The organism is Klebsiella sp. GB_Kp056, assembly GCF_040064755.1.
Lineage (GTDB): Bacteria > Pseudomonadota > Gammaproteobacteria > Enterobacterales > Enterobacteriaceae > Klebsiella > Klebsiella quasipneumoniae.
This window is the reverse complement of record NZ_JBEAJA010000058.1, coordinates 114314-133288: the sequence shown is the minus strand read 5'-3', so window position 1 is coordinate 133288 and position 18975 is coordinate 114314. Positions and strand designations below refer to the sequence as shown.

The window sequence follows — 18975 nt, the reverse complement described above, 5'->3', positions numbered from 1 at the left end:
CTGCTGGTGGTGCATCAGGCGCTGAGCGACTCTTCTCTGGCGCTGGCCGCCAGCTCTTCACCAGCCAGCTGTAGCTGATACATCTGCCAGTAGCGGCCTTTCGCCGCCAGCAGTTGCTGATGGTTGCCCCGCTCGACGGCCTGACCGCGATGCAGGACCAGAATGGTATCCGCCTCAACGATGGTCGACAGACGATGGGCAATGACCACCAGAGTGGTATGCTGGCGAACCTTCGCCAGCGCCTGCTGGATCGCCTGCTCGGTGCCGGAGTCGATGTTCGCCGTCGCCTCATCCAGAATCAGAACCTGCGGGGTCTCCACCAGCACGCGCGCCAGCGCCAGCAGCTGCTTCTGCCCGACGGAGAGATTATTGCCCTGCTCGCCCAGCTGGGTATACAGGCCGTCGCTCATGCTGCGCGCCACCGCCGCCAGCTGCACCGCCTCCAGCGCTTCCCAGACCTGTGTTTCGCTGATGTCCCGGCCCAGCGCGACGTTGGCGTAGAAGGTATCCGCCAGCACCACCGGATCCTGTTGCACCATCGCGATGCCCCGACGCAACGCGCTGTGCCTGAGAGAAGAGAGCGGCCGGCCATCGATGCGGATCTCCCCGTGGGTTAACGGGTAATAGCCCATCATCAGACTGGCGAGGGTACTCTTCCCACTGCCGGTATGCCCGACCAGCGCCACAAAACTGCGGGAAGGTATATCCAGCGTGATATCCTGGAGGACCAGACGATCCCCGCGGTAGGCAAAGGAGAGATGGTCGATTTCCACCCGACCGCTGCTCAGCGGCGCGTCATCGGCGCCCCACGCCTGGCGCGGACGGTCCATCAGTTCGAAAACGCGTTCGCCAGCGACCACCGCCTGCTGCAGCATCGACTGCTGGGTGGTCAGCTCAATGAGCGGCTCGTTGAGGCGTCCGAGATAGCTGATAAACGCGTACAGCACCCCGACCTCAATCGTGCCCGCCGCGCTAAAGCCGAACAGCATCAGCAGCCCGCACAGCACCAGCGAGGAAAAGAGGCTCAGCAGCGGACGCAGCAGAAAACCGTCCAGGCGCAGCGTCTGCATCCGCGCCAGGTAGTGGGCGTAGCTGGCCTCGCGCATCCGTTCGCCAAAGCGCGCCTGCTGGCGGAACTGCTGGATGACCCCCATGCCGTTGATCACTTCGTTAAAGCCATCGTTGATGTCGGCAAGCCAGGCGCGCACCCGGCGCACGATCGGCGTGCTATAGCGCTGATAAATGATCATCACGATCAGCACCGCCGGGAAAATCGCGATCGCCACCAGCGCCATCCGCCAGTCGAGGCTAAACATCGCCACCAGCATCGCGCCAATCAGCGCCGCGCTGCGCAGCACCGTCGCCACTACCGTCACATACAGGTCACGAATGACTTCGGTATCGTTGGTCACGCGTGAGATCAGCTGCCCGACCGGCTGAGTATCAAACTCGCTGAGCGGCTGATGCAGGGCGGCATCCATCACATCGCTGCGTAACTGCTGGACCACGCCGACCGCGGCGCGGTTAAACAGCAGCGACTGGTTATAATGCAGTAGCGCCGCCAGCAGCTGCAGACCGATATAGGCTGCCGCCAGGCCTGCCACCAGCTTCAGCGGTAGAGTCTGTTTCGCCACCATATTGTCGATGAAATAGCTGATAAGCAGCGGGCCGCTCACCTCCGCCGCCGCCGCGATCCACATCATCGCCACCGCGATGGCCAGCGGCTTACGCCACGGTGAACCATAGGCCAGCAGGCGTTTAAGCGTCGGCCAGAATTCGGTAAAGCTACGCATCCAGGGCCTCCTCTTGCTCCTGGGGAACCTCGTCGAGCGCGGCTTCCAGCTGCTGATACCGATACATGTCGCGGTACCAGCCGGGCTGCACCGCCAGCGCCTCATGGCGGCCGCGCTGGGCGACATGCCCATGCTGCAGCACCAGGATTTCGCTGGCCTCAGTCAACGCCGACAGGCGGTGAGCGCTGATGATCACCGTCCGCCCCTCTCCCCACTGACGCAGGTTATGCAGGATCTGGTGTTCGGTGCGGCCATCCACCGCGGATAAAGCATCATCAAGGATCAGAATTTCGGCCTCCAGCAGCAGGGCGCGGGCAATCGAGATGCGCTGTTTCTGGCCGCCGGAGAGCATCACGCCGCGCTCGCCCACTTCAGTATCGTACCCCTGGGGCAGACGCAGAATGTCGTCATGCACGCTGGCCAGCCGCGCCACCCGCTCAATCTGTTCCGGCGTCGCGTCCGGTTGTCCCAGCGCGATATTATTGGCGACGGTATCGGAGAATAAAAACGGCGTCTGATTGACCACCGCCAGCCGCTCGCGCCAGCTGTCGAGCTGCAGACGCGGTAGCGGCAGATCGTGAAAGCGGATCTCGCCGCTGGTGACGTCAAAATGGCGCTGCAGCAGGGCCAGAATGGTGCTTTTGCCAGCGCCCGTTGGCCCGCAGATGCCCAGCATTTGCCCCGGCTGCAGGGTAAAATTAACCTGTTCCAGCGAAGTTTTGCTCGCCTGCGGATAGATGAAATCGCGGATAGCGACCTGCAGGACGCCGCGGCCAGCCGGTACCGTCTCGGTCCCGTCGTCCACCGCCGGCGCCTCTTCGAGCATGGTGCGAATACGACCATAGGCCGCGCTACCGCGCTCCACGATGTTAAACATCCACGCCAGCGCCAGCATCGGCCAGATCATCAGACCAAGGTACATCACAAAGCTGGTGAGCTGACCCAGCGTCAGGCTACCGTGGATCACCATCCAGCTGCCGCCGCCGATGGCCAGCAGATTCGCCGCCCCGATGGCGATATAGATAGTAGGATCGAAGCGAGCGTCAATGCGCGCCACGCGCATATTTTTCGCTCCGGTATCGGCCGCATCGGCGGCAAACTGCGCCGACTGGCGATCCTCCAGCCCGAACGCCTTAATCATGCGGATGCTGGTCAGACTCTCCTGCGTGCGATCGTTGAGGCTGGAAAAGGCCGCCTGAGCAACGCGAAAACGTTCGTGAAGGGCATCGCCGTTGCGTTTGATCGCCAGGGCCATCAGCGGCATCGGCAGCAGCGCCAGCAGGGTGAGCTGCCAGCTAATCTGCGTCGACATCACAATCAACACCGCACAGCCCATCACCAGGGAATCCACCAGGGTTAACACCCCTTCACCGGCGGCAAACACCACCCGGTCCACGTCGTTGGTGGCGCGGGCGATCAGATCCCCGGTGCGATGGCGCAAATAGAACGCCGGATGCTGGCGGCTCAGCTGCCGGTAAAAATCTTCCCGCAGTTCAACCGCCAGCTGGTAAGAGGCGCCGAACAGCAGCACGCGCCAGACATAGCGCAGCAGGTAAACCATCACCGCGATCAGCACCAGCGCGCCGATCCACATCCACACCTTCTCCGCGGTGTAATGTTGTTGCGTCACGCCGTCGACCACAATGCCCACCACCTTCGGCGGAACAAGCTGCAGGACGGCAATAATGGCCAGCAGGGCAATGGCGCCAAGATAGCGGCGCCACTCCCGGCGGAAATACCAGCTGAGTTGTGCAAATAATCGCAAGCAGTAAGATCCTGATTTTGTTATGGGTTACGGCGCAGTACCGTTATTCGACAGGCAAGGCGGTGGTGTATTTTATCTGTTCCATGGCAAAACTCGAAGTGACATCCGACAGCCCCGGCACGCTGTTCACCAAACGTTTATAAAAGTCGTCATAGCGCTTCATATCGGCCACCTGCACCCGCAGCAGATAGTCATACTCCCCCGCCATCCGCCAGAAGCCGAGCACTTCAGCCATCTGCGTCACTTCGCTTACAAAATGGCAATACCAGTCGCTGCTGTGATGTTGGGTCTTGATCAGGACAAACGCCGTCAGCCCCAGCCCCACCTTTTCCGCATCCAGTAAGGCGACGCGCCCGCGGAGAATACCGTCATCCTCGAGTCGTTTCAGGCGTTTCCAGCAAGGGGTCGTGGTCAGATTAACGGCATCAGCCAGCGCCTGCAAAGAGAGGGTGCAATCTTCCTGCAGCAGCGCCAGCAGCTTACGGTCAATTTTATCTAACATAGGGCCACCAGAGAGAATAATTTACTCCCGCAATTGTAATTGAAAGGCTAAATAGCAACAATTTTTCCCGCACAATCCGCTAAGCTGGGCACAAAATGACAAACAGGAATCCGAGATGAATAGCGCCTGGGTAAAACACGCCATTAGTGAAATTAACGCCGACTATCAGCGTTCCGCCGATACACACCTGATTCGCCTGGCGCTGCCTGGTTTTCCCGGGATCCCGATTTATCTGAAGGATGAAAGTACGCATCCGACCGGTAGCCTCAAACACCGTCTGGCGCGGTCGCTGTTTCTCTATGGCCTGTGCAACGGCTGGATCAAAGAAGGCACCACGATTATCGAATCGTCTTCGGGTTCGACCGCGGTTTCTGAAGCCTATTTCGCCCGCCTGCTGGGGCTGCCGTTTATCGCCGTGATGCCCTCCTGCACCGCCAGACGCAAAATCGAACAGATCGAGTTCTACGGTGGACGCTGCCATTTTGTGCAGAACGCCTGCGAAATCTACGCGGCTTCCGAAACGCTGGCGCGCGAGCTGAACGGTCACTATATGGATCAGTTTACCTTCGCCGAGCGGGCCACCGACTGGCGCGGCAATAACAATATCGCCGACAGTATTTTCCGCCAGATGAGCCATGAGCCGCACCCGCAGCCATCGTGGATCGTGATGAGCGCCGGCACCGGCGGCACCTCAGCGACCATTGGCCGCTATATTCGCAGCCAGGGCTACGAGACGCAGCTGATGGTTGTCGACCCGCAAAATTCGGTGTTCCTCGATTACTGGCAGACTCGCGACGCCAGCCTGCGCAGCCCGGTCGGCAGCAAAATTGAAGGCATCGGCCGCCCGCGGGTCGAGCCATCATTTATTCCCGACGTTGTCGATGAGATGCTGCGCGTGCCGGATGCGGCAAGCGTGGCCACTGCTTTGTGGCTGGAAACGCAGCTTGGACGAAAAGTCGGCGCCTCGACCGGAACCAATATGTGGGGGGTGCTGCAGCTGGCCGCGCGGATGCGCGAGGAAGGACGCACGGGTTCCCTCGTGACCCTACTGTGCGACAGCGGCGAGCGTTATCTGGAAAGCTATTACAACCCACAGTGGGTGGCGGCCAACATCGGCGATATCGCCCCCTGGCAGGCGGAGCTCGCCCGGCTGGTCGGCAGAACATAAAAAAAGCCAGATAGAATGCTATCTGGCTTGCTGGAAGGGTCTCTCTATTCGGGGGAATAAGGAAGATCAGGATTATCCAGCCAATGCGTTAAAAAATGGGAGACCGCCTGATGCCGGCAGTCGCCGATAACCGGGAGATGCGGCAGCTCGGCTTTCAGCTGCGGCATCGCGTTGCCCATGATGAACCCCCGCCCGACGCTGCGAAGCATCTCGCGATCGTTCATCGCATCGCCGAAGGCCATGCACTCCTGTAGGGTGAGGCCCAGGTGCTGGCTCAGCCTCGCCAGCGCCGCGCCTTTATTGCAGCCAACCGGCAGCACTTCCAGACAGTCCATCGCCGAGAAGCAGAGAAACGCGCGCTGGCCCAGCGCCTCATTCAGTTGGATCCGCAGTCGGCGCAGATCGTCATGATCGCCGCAGAAGCAGATCTTGGTGACATGATGCGCCGACATACGTTTCGGATCGCACAGTTGATAGCGAAACCCGCTAAAGACATGCGCCTTCAGCAGCTCAGGCCTTGCCTGGCCGGTGAACCAACCGCCGTCATTAAACACGTGCATGCTGGCCCGGGTATCCCATCGACTATGCAGCACTTCTTCCGCTACCTCGGGATTGAGATCCTGACGGTACAGCTCCTCCCCTTCCAGCGAGTGGATGCGCGTCCCGTTGCCCGTGATCAGAAAGGCGTCCAGGGAAAACTCACCCATCACATGGTGCATCTCCAGCGCATGGCGGCCGGTGGCGAACGTCAGGGTGATATCGCGTTCCCGCAGCCGTTTCAGCGCGGTGAGCGTCTTTTCTCCGAGACGATGGTCCGGCATCAGCAAGGTGCCGTCCATATCAAATGCTGCCAGTTTTGCCATGGTGTTTTCCCCAATGTGTGATTGGCTTCGCTTGTGCTGCAGTATCACCTGGGATATACGGAAGTAATAGTGAATAGATAATATAAATTGTTCCGGGTTTATTACGGCCCGGTGGACGACAGCGCTTATGCGACTCTTACACCGTTTAAATCAGTACCAGCGGCTGTGGCAACCCTCAGCCGGGGCGCCGCAGCAGGTCACCGTCGGCGAACTGGCGGAACGCTGTTTTTGCAGCGAACGCCACGTCCGTACCCTGCTGCGTCAGGCGCAAGAGGCCGGATGGTTAAGCTGGCAGGCCCGCTCCGGGCGCGGCAAGCGCGGACTGCTCTCTTTTTACAAAACGCCGGAACGTTTGCGCAATGAGATGATGGAGCTGGCGCTGCATAAAGGTCAGCAGCAAAACGCGCTGGAGCTGGCGCAGCTGGCCCCGGTGGAGCTGAAAGCCCTGCTCCACCCCTTTCTGGGCGGTCAGTGGCAAAATAATACCCCGACGCTGCGTATTCCATACTATCGCCCGCTGGAGCCGCTACGCCCCGGCTTTCTGCCCGGACGCGCCGAGCAGCATCTGGCCGGGCAGATCTATGCCGGGCTGACGCGCTTCGACGAAGGCGACACTATGCCGATCGGCGATCTGGCGCACCACTGGCAGGTCTCCCCTGACGGCCTGCGCTGGCAGTTTTATATCCGCTCCACGCTGTGCTGGCACAACGGCGATGCGGTGGAAACCGCACAGCTGCGGCAGCGCTTACTGCTGCTGCTGGATCTGCCCGCCTTGCGGACCCTCTTCGCCAGCATCAGCCGCATCGATGTCACTCACGCCCAGTGCCTCACCATCACGCTGCATCGTCCTGACTACTGGCTGCCGTTCCGCCTCGCCAGCTATTGCAGCGTGCTGGCCCATCCTGACGATCCGGCCATCGGCTGCGGACCGTTCCGCCTGAAGCGGTTTAGTCCGGAACTCGTCCGCCTGGAGAACCATCCCCGCTACCATCTGCGGCATCCGCTGATCCAGGCGGTGGAGTACTGGATCACCCCCCAGCTCTTCGATCGCGATCTCGGGACCAGCTGCCGCCACCCGGTGCAGATCACGATTGGCGATCGCGAAGAGCTCCATAACCTGCGCCAGGTCAGCAACAGCATCAGTCTTGGCTTCTGCTATCTGACCCTGCGTCACAGCCCTCGGCTTAGCAAAGCGCAGGCCCAGCGGCTGGTATCGATAATTCACCGCTCGTCGTTGCTGGAAACGCTGCCGCTCGACGAGGATCTGATTACGCCAAGCCATGAGGTGTTGCCGGGATGGTCCATCCCGCAGGGGCCGGAAAACAACGCGGTGCCGCTGCCGGCCAGGCTCACGCTGCTCTACCATCTGCCGGTCGAACTCCACGCCATGGCCGAACAGCTGAGACAGCGGCTGGCTGTGCTGGGCTGCGAGCTGACGCTTCTGTTTCATGACGCCAAAAACTGGGAGGGCTGCCAGCATCTGGGGCAGGCCGACCTGATGATGGGCGACCGCCTGATCGGCGAAGCGCCAGAGTATGCCCTGGAGCAGTGGCTGCGCTGCGATATGCTGTGGCCCAATTTGCTGACCGGGGCGCAATATGCCCATCTGCAGGCGACATTAGACGCGGTACAGGCGCAGCCGGAAGCCCGCAGCCGCAACGATGCGCTGCGCAACGTATTCAACAACCTCATGGAAGACGCCATCATGACGCCGCTGTTTAAATACAACTATCGGATCAGCGCCCCGCCGGGTGTCAATGGCTTGCGCCTCAACGCCCGCGGCTGGTTCGACTTCGCCAGCGCCTGGCTGCCGGCGTCGACGTGAGAGAGCTGGTGGTGGCGGGCGTCTGGCGCTACCATATCGCCTTTACTCATTAAGTCAGGAATTGCCATGAAACGCGCCGTAGTTGTCTTCAGCGGAGGACAAGATTCAACCACCTGTCTGGTGCAGGCTCTGCAACAGTATGATGAAGTGCATTGCGTCACTTTTGATTATGGCCAACGCCACCGCGCGGAAATCGACGTTGCGCGCGAACTCGCCCTGAAACTTGGCGCCGTCGCGCATAAAGTGCTGGACGTTACCCTGCTCAATGAACTGGCGGTCAGCAGCCTGACCCGCGATAACATTCCGGTACCGGACTATCAGCCTGATGCCGAGGGCATTCCCAATACTTTTGTCCCGGGGCGCAATATTCTGTTTTTAACCCTGACGGCAATCTACGCCTATCAGGTAAAAGCCGACGCTATCATCACCGGCGTGTGCGAGACCGATTTCTCCGGCTACCCGGACTGCCGCGATGAGTTTGTCAAAGCGCTGCACCACGCCGTCAGCCTTGGGATGGCGAAAGACATTCGCTTTGAAACCCCGCTGATGTGGCTGAACAAAGCCGAGACCTGGGCGCTGGCCGACTACTGGGGTCAGCTGGATCTGGTGCGCCGGGAAACCCTCACCTGCTACAACGGCATTAAGGGCGATGGCTGCGGCCAGTGCGCCGCCTGCAACCTGCGCGCTAACGGGCTCAACCAGTATCTGGCCGATAAGGTCGGGGTAATGGCGGTGATGAAGCAAAAAACCGGCTTGACACAGGCATAGCCTCCGAAGAGGTATCTGCCCGAAGCTTCAGTTCAAATTCCCCGGTGGCGCTACGCATACCGGGGCAAGGGGTTCATCACCTTCCGGGGGGCGAGGCGCGCCACCGCCCGGCACGCACGCGACGGTTGTCAGCGCAAGTTCATCTGGTCGAGTTTCTCACGCAGTTCCCCTTCCAGCGGCAGCGCCTTCTGGGTTTTCAAATCAATACAGACGAAGGTGATCAGCGCATCGGCCACCACCTCGCCATTGGGGTTGAGGGTGACCACCTGGCTGAGCGTGCCGCTTTTGCCGTTGAGTTGCTCCAGTTTGCTGCTCACCGTCAGCACATCGCCCAGGACCGCCGGACGGCGGTAGTTGATATTAATATTCACCACCACGAAGGCGATGTTTTTCTCGGTCATCCACTGAAACGCCGGGCTATTTTCCAGACCATCCCAGCGGGCCTCCTCAAGGAACTCCAGGTAGCGTGCGTTATTCACATGCTGGTAGACGTCCAGATGATAGCCGCGAACTTTAATTTGTGTTTGCATAGCATCAATGCCTTTCTGTTATTGTTGTTTGTGAGGTAAGAGGTCACACCACTTAATGCAACCTCTTTATCCTGGCAAAAAATCACCGCTGTGCAAGCGCTGGCATAAAATTTACAGCGTCAGATGGGCTAAATTCCGCTCCACCAGCGCGCTGCCCATCCCCGGGACCTGCTTCAGGTCATCAAGGGTTTTGAATGGCCCATACTCCTCACGGTAGCTGACAATCGCCTGGGCTTTTTTCAACCCCACGCCATTCAAAGCCTGCGCCAGCTGCTCGGCGCTGGCGTGGTTAATGCTGACTTTGGTCGCCCCGTTGTCGGCATCGCCGGGTTCCGCTTTCGCTTTCGCCGAAGAGGACGCAGGGACATGCTCTTTGGTTACCACCGCTTTGCCGCTGGCGGGGGCGGCCAGCGCGCCCTGTGCGCCCTGTGCGCCTACCGCGAAAACCAGAACGCCCGCGGCCATCAGTGCTTTTATTCCATATTTCATGCTGATATCTCCTTGTGTGTAGACAGCAAGGCTACGATAGCGTCAGTGCGGATGGCCGACAAAAGGCAAATCACAGAAATGGAAAGGGCCGCGAAAGCGGCCCCTGAGGATTACATGGTGTTGCGTATTTTTGCGAAACGACGCGAAATTACTGCTGCTGGTCGATGCTGTCGCCCAGCTTAATTTTCGCCGCCTTGCGCAGGTTGCTCATCAGCGCTTCGAAAGCGATTTGGGCATTGTTCTGGGTAATCCCCTGAACCATAGCCTTCTTCTGCTCTTCCGGCATGCTGCCTGCTTTCACTTCATCCAGCGCCACCAGCACCACATCGCCTTGCATGTTGCTGCCAACGCCATAGACCGGTTTGCCCTGCTGCGGCAGCGGCAGAGTGAATGCCAGCTGGCTCAGCGGATCCTGGCCGGTACGGGAAAGCGTCTGCGGCGCGCCAAAGCTCAGCCCAGCCGCCTTCATCGCCTCATCGCCTTTGCCGTCTTTCAGCGCCGCCAGCAGCTTATCGGCATCCAGCTTCGCCTGCTGTTCCGCTTTATTGTGCTTAACGATATCGCTGACCTGCGCCTTCACTTCGGCCAGCGGTTTCACCGCCTCGGCTTTGTGCTCGCTGATACGCAGAACAAAAGCGCGATCGCCATCAACGGTAATGATGTCAGAGTTGCTGCCCGGCGCGCCGTTCACACCGACCAGACCGCCGTTGAAGATAGCGTCAGCGACCGGTTTAAAGTTCAGCTCTTCCGGCAGGTTATCGCGGCCAAACCAGCCGGTTTCCACCACCTGCACTCCGGCGACCTGCGCCGCGCCCGCCAGCGATTCATTATCGTTGCTGGCCGCATCGCTCACCTTCTGCTGCAGCGCATAGTAAGCATCCAGCGCTTTCTCCTGCTTCACTTTCGCCGCAATGTCATTGCGCACGTCAGCCAGCGGCTTGACCTGCGCCGGCTGGACGTCGTCCAGACGGGCCACCAGGAAGCCAACCGAGGATTTGATCACCCCGGAGAGCTGGCCTTTCTCTTTCAGGCCGGCCTCTTTCAGCTCAGGCACGGTAGAGGCATCTTCCATCCACCCCATATCGCCGCCGTTGCGGGCAGAGATAATATCGGTCGATTTTTCTTTTGCCAGCGTGGCGAAATCAGCGCCTTTTTGCAGCTCGGCCAGCACCGCTTTCGCGTCGGCTTCAGTTTTAGTCTGAATCACGCTGTAGCGATTACGCTGCGGCTGAGTGAACTGATCTTTATGCTGGTCATACCATGACTGGATTTCTTCGTCAGAGGCGTTTTCCTGCATGCTGGCGGCATCCATCTTGATGTAGCTCACGCGGAACTGCTCCGGCGCCATAAAACGGGCCTGATTCTGCTGCCAGAAAGCGTTGATTTCCTCATCGCTGGCGGTCTGTTTTGCCGCCAGGGCGTTGACGTTGATGGTCGCTTCGCGGACGACACGCTGCTGAGACACCAGCGCCGCCAGCTGATCGGACTCGCCCGGCAGCATGAAGTCGGTACCCGCAATGGCGTTAATCAGCTGCTGCGTGGTCAGCTGGTTACGCAGCGCCTGGGCGTACTGATCGGTGGTCATTCCCATCTGGGCGACAATACCGCTGAAACGCTGGTTGTCGAACTTACCGTTCGTCTGGAACGCCTGGGTCTGGAAGATCGCCTGCTTCACCTGCTCATCGCTGATGCTGAGGCCCAGCTCGCGGGCATACTGATCCAGAAGCGACTCATCGATCAGGCGGTTCAGCACCTGCTGGCGCATGGTTTTCATGTAGTTTTCGTTCGCCGCCAGCTCGGAGAACTGGTCGCCAAGCTGCTGCTGCATACGGTTACGTTCGCTGGCGACGGCGTTTTCAAACTGCCCACGGCCAATCTCCTGGCCATTCACTTTTGCGGCATAGTTTTTGCCACCGCCAATCAGGTAACCACTCACCCCGGTCAAAATGAACGAGACGATAATGATACCGAAAATAATCTTGAGCACGACGCTGTTGGCGGCCGTGCGTAGGTTGTCCATCATGGTGTAACAACGCTCCGCTGTAGATGACTTTAGCTCGCGCAGCATAGCACGTGATGGCCGCCGCGCGTGAGGACGTATTTTGACAAGAAAACAGGGTGATTGTCAGCCCACAAGTGGCGATAAACACACATAAAGTGGTCTGAAAAGGCAATAAAAAAGGCACATCTCACGATGCGCCCTTGTACTTCGTCACATTCCCTGACGGGAAAGCCGATCAGTTCACCGCGTCTTTCAGCGCTTTACCAGCACGGAAGCCCGGCACTTTTGCGGCAGCGATAGTAATTTCTTTACCTGTTTGTGGGTTGCGACCAGTACGGGCGGCACGTTCTTTAACAGCAAAGGTACCGAAACCTACCAGCGCAACGTCATCCCCAGCCTGCAGAGATTCAGTAACAGAAGCGATTAAAGCATCTAACGCACGTCCAGCTGCAGCTTTAGAAATGTCCGCACCCGCAGCAATTTTGTCAATCAGTTGAGATTTATTCACTGTTCTCTTCCTCTCTTTATAATTTATATCGCACCAGAGTCCTTCATAGTGCGACCGCGCAGCAGTTATATCAGGACTGTCATGCCCTTACAACAGCAGTTGTCGATGACCCCCCTGCCAGCGATCTAAGTTAGCTACACAAAAAAAGGCTGGCAAGTCCGAAATGACTTACCAGCCCTATTTTTATTAGCGCAATTTGCGCAGAATCACTATTTCGCGGTCACAACCTGCATGCCGAACGGTTCGTTCTGCAGCGCAAGTGTCAGAACTTCCTCGATTCGTTTCACCGGATGGATATCCAAATCGGCGATAACGTTATCCGGAATTTCTTCAAGGTCGCGTTTGTTCTCATCAGGAATCAGAACAGTCTTAATACCGCCGCGATGCGCCGCCAGCAGTTTTTCCTTCAGACCGCCGATCGGCAGCACCTGACCACGCAGCGTAATCTCCCCGGTCATCGCCACATCGGCGCGTACCGGGTTGCCGGTCAGGCAGGAGACCAGCGCCGTACACATGGCGATACCCGCGCTCGGGCCATCCTTCGGCGTCGCCCCTTCCGGTACGTGGACGTGAATATCACGCTTCTCGTAGAAGTCGGCGTTAATGCCCAGCTTGTCCGCCCGCGAACGTACCACGGTCAGCGCAGCCTGAATCGACTCCTGCATCACCTCGCCCAGCGAGCCGGTGTAGGTCAGTTTGCCTTTACCCGGTACGCAGGCGGTTTCGATGGTCAGCAGATCGCCGCCCACTTCCGTCCACGCCAGACCGGTCACCTGACCGACGCGGTTCTCACTATCGGCGCGGCCATAGTCGAAGCGCTGCACGCCGAGATAATCATGCAGATTCTCACCGTTAATTTCGATGTGTTTCAGCGTTTTATCCAGCAACAGCTGCTTAACGGCCTTACGGCACAGCTTGGAGATTTCACGCTCCAGGCTACGAACGCCCGCTTCACGGGTGTAGTAACGAATAATGCCGATAATGGCGCTATCGTCGACGGTCAGCTCGCCTTTCTTCAGCGCGTTGCGTTCGATCTGCTTCGGCAGCAGGTGACGCTTGGCGATGTTCAGTTTTTCATCTTCGGTGTAACCCGAGAGGCGAATTACTTCCATACGGTCCAGCAGCGGCGCCGGAATGTTCATGGAGTTGGACGTCGCCACGAACATCACGTCGCTGAGATCGTAATCCACTTCCAGATAGTGGTCGTTAAAGGCCACGTTCTGTTCCGGATCCAGCACCTCAAGCAACGCGGAAGCCGGGTCGCCGCGCATGTCGGAAGACATTTTGTCGATCTCATCCAGCAGGAACAGCGGGTTTTTCACCCCCACTTTCGCCATTTTCTGGATCAGTTTGCCCGGCATCGAGCCAATATAGGTCCGACGATGACCGCGAATTTCCGCTTCATCACGCACGCCGCCCAGCGCCATGCGGACGTATTTCCGGCCGGTCGCTTTGGCGATAGATTGACCCAATGAGGTTTTACCTACCCCCGGCGGTCCCACCAGGCAGAGGATCGGCCCCTTGATTTTGTTCACCCGGCTCTGCACCGCGAGATACTCAAGGATGCGGTCTTTCACGCGCTCCAGACCATAGTGATCGGTATCGAGGATCTCCTGGGCCTGACGCAGGTCTTTTTTGACCTTACTGCGCGCATTCCACGGCACCTGCACCATCCAGTCGATGTAGCCACGCACGACGGTCGCTTCCGCAGACATCGGCGACATCATCTTCAGCTTCTGCAGTTCCGCTTCGGTTTTCTCTTTCGCCTCTTTCGGCATTTTCGCCGCGTCGATCTTACGCTTCAGCGCTTCGTTTTCGTCCGGGGCGTCGTCCATCTCGCCGAGTTCTTTCTGAATCGCTTTCATTTGCTCGTTCAGATAGTACTCGCGCTGGGATTTCTCCATCTGCTTTTTGACGCGGTTGCGAATGCGCTTCTCAACCTGCAGCAGATCGATTTCCGATTCCATCATCGCCATCAGATATTCCAGACGTTCGTTGACGTCGGACATCTCAAGCACGGACTGCTTGTCCGCCAGCTTCAGCGGCATATGCGCCGCGATGGTATCCGCCAGGCGCGCCGGATCGTCGATGCTGTTCAGCGACGTCAGCACTTCCGGTGGGATCTTTTTATTCAGCTTGATATAGCCTTCAAACTGGCTGATAGCGGTACGAACCAGCACTTCCTGCTCACGTTCGTCAATCGCCGGCGAGTCGAGATACTCCGCTTTCGCCGAGAAATGTTCGCCATTATCAGACAGCGCAGAAATGCGTGCACGCTGTAGCCCTTCGACCAGCACCTTCACGGTGCCGTCCGGCAGCTTCAGCATCTGCAAAATAGACGCCACGGTTCCAACGGTGAAAAGATCGTTTACACCCGGCTCATCCGTCGACGCTTCTTTCTGCGCAACCAGCATGATTTTTTTATCATGGTCCATGGCCGCTTCGAGGCAACGGATAGATTTTTCCCGCCCTACGAACAGGGGTATGACCATGTGCGGATAAACCACCACATCGCGCAACGGCAATACGGGGATTTCAATGCGTTCAGAACGCTCAGGATTCATAGAGCTCTCTCTTAGTTTAAAGTCCGCCAGGTAGCCGACGACGCCACACTCCACTGCATCGTCGTTAATATGTAATCCAGTATATGGGGATGTATTCCACACATTCAACGGCGGGAATGCAGGAAAAATAAAAGGGGAGATAAAATCCCCCCTTTTTGTTAACTGCTTGAGTGAAATGGCTAATTATTCGCCAGATGCCTGCTGAGCTTCCGGTTTGCCGTAGATCAGCAACGGTTTGCTCTGCCCGGCGATAACCGACTCATCAATGACCACTTTTTCGACATCTTCCATCGAAGGCAGGTCATACATGGTGTCCAGCAGCGCCGCTTCCACAATGGAACGCAGGCCACGGGCGCCGGTTTTACGCGCCATCGCTTTCTTGGCGATGGCATCCAGCGCTTCGTCGCGGAATTCAAGCTCTGCGCCTTCCAGGCTAAACAGCGCCTGATACTGCTTGGTCAGGGCATTTTTCGGCTCTTTCAGGATCTGGATCAGCGCTTCTTCGCTCAGCTCGTTCAGAGTCGCCACTACCGGCAGACGGCCGATGAATTCCGGAATCAAACCAAACTTGATCAGATCTTCCGGCTCGACCTGGGCCAGCAGTTCGCCTTCGCTCGCTTTGTCGGACTTCGCTTTAACCGTCGCGCCAAAACCAATGCCGGAGCCGGTTTCCACACGGTGGGAAATCACTTTATCCAGACCGGCAAACGCGCCGCCGCAGATAAACAGGATCTTGGAGGTATCAACCTGCAGGAACTCCTGCTGCGGGTGTTTGCGCCCGCCCTGCGGTGGAACGGCGGCGACGGTGCCCTCGATAAGCTTCAGCAGCGCCTGCTGCACGCCTTCGCCGGAGACGTCGCGGGTAATCGACGGGTTGTCGGATTTACGCGAAATTTTGTCGATTTCGTCGATATAGACGATGCCGCGCTGCGCTTTCTGCACGTCGTAGTCGCACTTCTGCAGCAGTTTCTGAATGATATTTTCGACGTCCTCACCCACATAACCGGCTTCGGTCAGGGTGGTGGCGTCCGCCATGGTAAACGGCACATCCAGCAGGCGCGCCAGCGTTTCCGCCAGCAGCGTTTTACCGGAGCCGGTCGGCCCGATCAGCAGAATGTTACTTTTACCCAGCTCTACGCCATTGCTGGTATCGCCATTGCGCAGACGTTTGTAGTGGTTGTATACCGCGACCGCCAACACTTTTTTCGCCTGTTCCTGACCGATGACGTAGTCATCAAGGTGGTGGCGAATCTCGTGCGGCGTCGGCAGCGCGCTGCGCTCGCGGTGCGGCGCAACTTCTTTAATCTCTTCGCGAATGATGTCGTTACATAAATCAACGCATTCGTCGCAGATATACACGGATGGCCCGGCGATCAGCTTACGCACTTCATGCTGGCTTTTGCCGCAAAAAGAGCAATACAACAATTTGCCCGATCCATCTTTGCGTTTATCTGTCATGAGTCCAAACCTCTTTTTAAGTTCTTTGTGCCGCACACGACGACGCAAATGCCATTCTCAGGCGCAAGCCGCCATATAGCGTTGTGCCGCCCTTCATTAGTATATACACAAAATCCTTCGCGCTACATCGAGGCGGTAGCGAAGCTACCGGCCGCCTGCCTGCCCGGCAAGCCTCCGGAAAAATGCCAACCGCTTAGCAGACGTGGCGAGAAGGATGCAGCGTAAAGCGGCACCCTTGCGCCTCGGGCATCAATTACGATGGGTCAAAATAGAGTCGACCAGTCCGTACTCCACAGCTTCCGCAGCAGAGAGGAAGCGGTCACGCTCGGTGTCACGCTCAATCTGCTCAAGAGACTGGCCGGTATGATGCGCCATCAGCTCATTCATCCGTCCTTTCACCTTCAGGATTTCACGGGCGTGGATCTCAATATCCGTCGCCTGCCCCTGATAGCCGCCCAGCGGCTGGTGGATCATCACGCGGGAGTTCGGCAGGCAGAAACGCTTGCCCTTCGCCCCGGCGGTCAACAGGAACGCGCCCATGGACGCGGCCTGTCCCATACAGATGGTGCTGACGTCCGGCTTGATGAACTGCATGGTGTCATAGATCGACATCCCGGCGGTGATCACCCCGCCCGGAGAGTTAATGTACAGGTAAATGTCTTTTTCCGGGTTTTCCGCTTCCAGAAACAGCATCTGCGCCACGATCAGGTTTGCCATGTGGTCTTCGACCTGGCCGGTCAGAAAAATGACGCGTTCCTTAAGCAGACGGGAGTAGATATCAAAAGAACGTTCACCGCGTGAGGTCTGTTCAATGACCATCGGCACCAGGGCCATATGGGGTGCAAAGTTGTCTCGTTCGCCACTGTATGACATTTCCGTCTCCTGGAGTAATTTTAAAATACCTGCTGCACTGATTGTAACCTTACGGACGGATTATCAGCCACAGTTTCTATCCGCTGAACGCGTCACCGCCTCTTCAACACGCGTGCAATTGCGGATGCAGTTGCCTCCCCCGGTAATGGGGATGGCGTTGCCATATTTCAAGCATAACAAGCTTTTGCTGTAACGCTATCATGGTAAATGCGTTTTAGCACCGTGCCTGAGGCTGGCATTATCCTAAAAAAAAACCCGCCGCCTTTCGGCAACGGGTTTTTGCCCGAACCTTACACCATCGCGGCGAAATTACGCCTGCTGGTTCATCAGTTCGTTGAAGGAAGTGGCTTTTTCAGACACTTTGGCTTTCGCCAGCACGGCTTCAACAGCCTGCTCTTCCAGCGCCACGTTGCGCATGTTGTCCATCAGCTCTTTGTTCTTGCTGTAGAACTCAACCACTTCTGACGGATCTTCGTAAGCAGAAGCCATCTCTTCGATCAGGCCTTTCACGCGCTCTTCGTCAGCTTTCAGCTCGTTGGTGCGAATCACTTCGCCCAGCAGCAGGCCAACCACTACGCGGCGTTTAGCCTGCTCTTCGAACAGCTCACGCGGCAGTTCCAGAGCCTGTTTCTCGTTGCCACCGAAACGCTGAGCAGCCTGGCGACGCAGCACGTCGATTTCGCTGTCGATCAGGGCCGCCGGAACGTCGATTTCGTTAGCTTTAACCAGACCTTCGATAGCCTGAGACTTCACGCGGTTACGCACAGCGCCTTTCAGCTCGCGTTCCATGTTTTTACGCACTTCAGCGCGCAGGCCAGCGACGGAACCATCTTCCACGCCGAAACGTTTGATGAATTCTTCGGTCAGCTCCGGCAGTTCACGTTCTTCAACTTTCTTCAGGTTGATAACGAACTTAGCCGCTTTACCTTTCAGGTTTTCAGCGTGATACTCTTCCGGGAAGGTCACGTCGATGGTGAACTCGTCACCCGCTTTGTGGCCTTTGATACCGTCTTCGAAGCCCGGGATCATACGACCCTGACCCATCGCCAGTACGAAGTCAGACGCTTTGCCGCCTTCGAACTCTTCGCCGTCTACGGAACCGGTGAAGTCGATGGTTACGCGATCTTCAGCGTCAACTGCGCCTTCTTTGTCTTTCCAGGTGGCCTGCTGCTTGCGCAGGGTTTCCAGCATGGTGTCAACGTCAGCGTCGGTCACTTCAACAACCGGTTTTTCTACTTCGATCGCTTCCAGACCCTGCAGTTCAACTTCCGGGTACACTTCGAACTCTACCGCGTAGGTGAAGTCTTCGCCCAGTTTGTATTCGCCCGGAACGTAGTTCGGCGCGCCGGCCGGATTGATTTTTTCTTTGATGATCGCGTCAACGAAATGACGGCTCATCAGGTCGCCCAGCACGTCCTGGCGAACGGATGCGCCATAACGCTGAGCAACAACATTCATCGGCACTTTGCCTTTACGGAAGCCGTCAATGCGAACTTTTTTCGCTACGTTGACCAGCTCGCTTTTGACAGCATTCTCGATGCTGTCAGCGGCGATAGTAATCGTTACACGGCGCCCAAGGCCCTGAGTGGTTTCAACTGAAACTTGCATCTTGTTACCTCAAAAAAATCACAGTGCTCGGTCAACTCTGGAAGCGCGTGTAGGTGGCTTCGCAGAACCGGGATGCCCTCTTCAAATCAGAAACACATTCCCTGTCGTCAGAATCATCCCGAAGACATTCATATATAAGACGCGGCATTATAGCGGCATCACTTTTGTGAGTCGAGAACGGTTGTCGCCTGGTGCTGCGGCATTTTTCACATTTCCCGCTCAATTTTGTCCGCAAAAGCGCTGACTTTGCGCATTTTCC

Annotated in this window: 15 protein-coding genes; 3 read left to right on the top strand and 12 right to left on the bottom strand. The window is 57.7% G+C overall.

All coding sequences use genetic code 11. The features are described from left to right. Positions 1–14: 14 nt before the first annotated feature. The 3 genes from ABLV52_RS20045 to ABLV52_RS20035 are packed head-to-tail and all read right to left on the bottom strand — an operon-like array spanning position 15 to position 4060. Entirely contained in the window at positions 15–1793 is a 1779-nt protein-coding gene (locus ABLV52_RS20045; RefSeq protein WP_348890855.1) for a SmdB family multidrug efflux ABC transporter permease/ATP-binding protein, read from the bottom strand. Continuing rightward, the gene (locus tag ABLV52_RS20040; protein WP_348890854.1) at positions 1786–3558 is read right to left on the bottom strand and encodes a SmdA family multidrug ABC transporter permease/ATP-binding protein; all 1773 of its coding nucleotides are present in this window, start codon (positions 3556–3558) and stop codon (positions 1786–1788) included. Before ABLV52_RS20040 ends, ABLV52_RS20045 begins: the two co-directional genes overlap by 8 nt. Before the next feature lie 43 nt (positions 3559–3601). Next, on the bottom strand, positions 3602–4060 hold the full coding sequence (locus ABLV52_RS20035; RefSeq protein WP_048296864.1) for an Lrp/AsnC family transcriptional regulator: 459 nt from the start codon (positions 4058–4060) through the stop codon (positions 3602–3604). A gap of 115 nt (positions 4061–4175) precedes the next feature. On the opposite strand from ABLV52_RS20035, the gene ABLV52_RS20030 reads away from it, so the two are divergent. After that, positions 4176–5228, top strand: a complete 1053-nt coding sequence (locus tag ABLV52_RS20030; protein ID WP_023288621.1) for a PLP-dependent cysteine synthase family protein — start codon at positions 4176–4178, stop codon at positions 5226–5228. Between the two features lie 44 nt (positions 5229–5272). On the opposite strand, the gene cof is transcribed toward ABLV52_RS20030, so the two are convergent. Then, positions 5273–6091, bottom strand: a complete 819-nt coding sequence (gene cof / locus ABLV52_RS20025) for an HMP-PP phosphatase (protein ID WP_044521268.1) — start codon at positions 6089–6091, stop codon at positions 5273–5275. A 127-nt stretch (positions 6092–6218) separates the two neighbouring features. Here cof and ABLV52_RS20020 point away from each other — a divergent pair, with 127 nt between their 5' ends. Then, positions 6219–7916: an SgrR family transcriptional regulator gene (locus ABLV52_RS20020; RefSeq protein ID WP_023288619.1), complete on the top strand. Its 1698-nt coding sequence runs from the start codon at positions 6219–6221 to the stop codon at positions 7914–7916. 66 nt (positions 7917–7982) lie between these two features. Then, complete coding sequence (gene queC / locus ABLV52_RS20015; RefSeq protein WP_023288618.1) at positions 7983–8684, top strand: 7-cyano-7-deazaguanine synthase QueC; 702 nt, start codon at positions 7983–7985, stop codon at positions 8682–8684. Between the two features lie 128 nt (positions 8685–8812). Here the strand turns inward: queC and ABLV52_RS20010 are convergent, their stop codons facing one another. From ABLV52_RS20010 to tig, 8 genes are all read right to left on the bottom strand, one after another. Beyond that, positions 8813–9214 carry a YbgC/FadM family acyl-CoA thioesterase gene (locus tag ABLV52_RS20010; RefSeq protein ID WP_023288617.1) on the bottom strand — a complete coding sequence of 134 codons (402 nt, stop codon included), beginning with the start codon at positions 9212–9214 and terminating at the stop codon, positions 8813–8815. 111 nt (positions 9215–9325) lie between these two features. Further along, the gene (locus ABLV52_RS20005) at positions 9326–9703 is read right to left on the bottom strand and encodes a helix-hairpin-helix domain-containing protein (RefSeq protein WP_348890853.1); all 378 of its coding nucleotides are present in this window, start codon (positions 9701–9703) and stop codon (positions 9326–9328) included. Positions 9704–9851: 148 nt separating this feature from the next. After that, on the bottom strand, positions 9852–11726 hold the full coding sequence (gene ppiD, locus ABLV52_RS20000) for a peptidylprolyl isomerase (protein WP_032453854.1): 1875 nt from the start codon (positions 11724–11726) through the stop codon (positions 9852–9854). Between the two features lie 214 nt (positions 11727–11940). Further along, positions 11941–12213 carry a nucleoid-associated protein HU-beta gene (hupB, locus tag ABLV52_RS19995; protein WP_002444653.1) on the bottom strand — a complete coding sequence of 91 codons (273 nt, stop codon included), beginning with the start codon at positions 12211–12213 and terminating at the stop codon, positions 11941–11943. A 209-nt stretch (positions 12214–12422) separates the two neighbouring features. Next, the gene (gene lon / locus ABLV52_RS19990; protein ID WP_023288614.1) at positions 12423–14777 is read right to left on the bottom strand and encodes an endopeptidase La; all 2355 of its coding nucleotides are present in this window, start codon (positions 14775–14777) and stop codon (positions 12423–12425) included. A gap of 183 nt (positions 14778–14960) precedes the next feature. After that, entirely contained in the window at positions 14961–16235 is a 1275-nt protein-coding gene (gene clpX, locus ABLV52_RS19985; RefSeq protein ID WP_002891807.1) for an ATP-dependent protease ATP-binding subunit ClpX, read from the bottom strand. Positions 16236–16484: 249 nt separating this feature from the next. Then, positions 16485–17108 carry an ATP-dependent Clp endopeptidase proteolytic subunit ClpP gene (clpP, locus tag ABLV52_RS19980; protein WP_002891804.1) on the bottom strand — a complete coding sequence of 208 codons (624 nt, stop codon included), beginning with the start codon at positions 17106–17108 and terminating at the stop codon, positions 16485–16487. Positions 17109–17417: 309 nt separating this feature from the next. After that, complete coding sequence (tig, locus tag ABLV52_RS19975; protein WP_023288613.1) at positions 17418–18716, bottom strand: trigger factor; 1299 nt, start codon at positions 18714–18716, stop codon at positions 17418–17420. Positions 18717–18975 lie beyond the last annotated feature (259 nt).

Bases quoted from the DNA above. Each gene is read 5' to 3' on its own strand.
- ABLV52_RS20045 (WP_348890855.1), bottom strand. From the start codon at position 1,793: ATGCGTAGCTTTACCGAATTCTGGCCGACGCTTAAACGCCTGCTGGCC.
- ABLV52_RS20035 (WP_048296864.1), bottom strand. From the start codon at position 4,060: ATGTTAGATAAAATTGACCGTAAGCTGCTGGCGCTGCTGCAGGAAGAT.
- ABLV52_RS20030 (WP_023288621.1), top strand. From the start codon at position 4,176: ATGAATAGCGCCTGGGTAAAACACGCCATTAGTGAAATTAACGCCGAC.
- cof (WP_044521268.1), bottom strand. From the start codon at position 6,091: ATGGCAAAACTGGCAGCATTTGATATGGACGGCACCTTGCTGATGCCG.
- ABLV52_RS20020 (WP_023288619.1), top strand. From the start codon at position 6,219: ATGCGACTCTTACACCGTTTAAATCAGTACCAGCGGCTGTGGCAACCC.
- queC (WP_023288618.1), top strand. From the start codon at position 7,983: ATGAAACGCGCCGTAGTTGTCTTCAGCGGAGGACAAGATTCAACCACC.
- ABLV52_RS20010 (WP_023288617.1), bottom strand. From the start codon at position 9,214: ATGCAAACACAAATTAAAGTTCGCGGCTATCATCTGGACGTCTACCAG.
- ABLV52_RS20005 (WP_348890853.1), bottom strand. From the start codon at position 9,703: ATGAAATATGGAATAAAAGCACTGATGGCCGCGGGCGTTCTGGTTTTC.
- ppiD (WP_032453854.1), bottom strand. From the start codon at position 11,726: ATGATGGACAACCTACGCACGGCCGCCAACAGCGTCGTGCTCAAGATT.
- lon (WP_023288614.1), bottom strand. From the start codon at position 14,777: ATGAATCCTGAGCGTTCTGAACGCATTGAAATCCCCGTATTGCCGTTG.
- clpX (WP_002891807.1), bottom strand. From the start codon at position 16,235: ATGACAGATAAACGCAAAGATGGATCGGGCAAATTGTTGTATTGCTCT.
- clpP (WP_002891804.1), bottom strand. From the start codon at position 17,108: ATGTCATACAGTGGCGAACGAGACAACTTTGCACCCCATATGGCCCTG.
- tig (WP_023288613.1), bottom strand. From the start codon at position 18,716: ATGCAAGTTTCAGTTGAAACCACTCAGGGCCTTGGGCGCCGTGTAACG.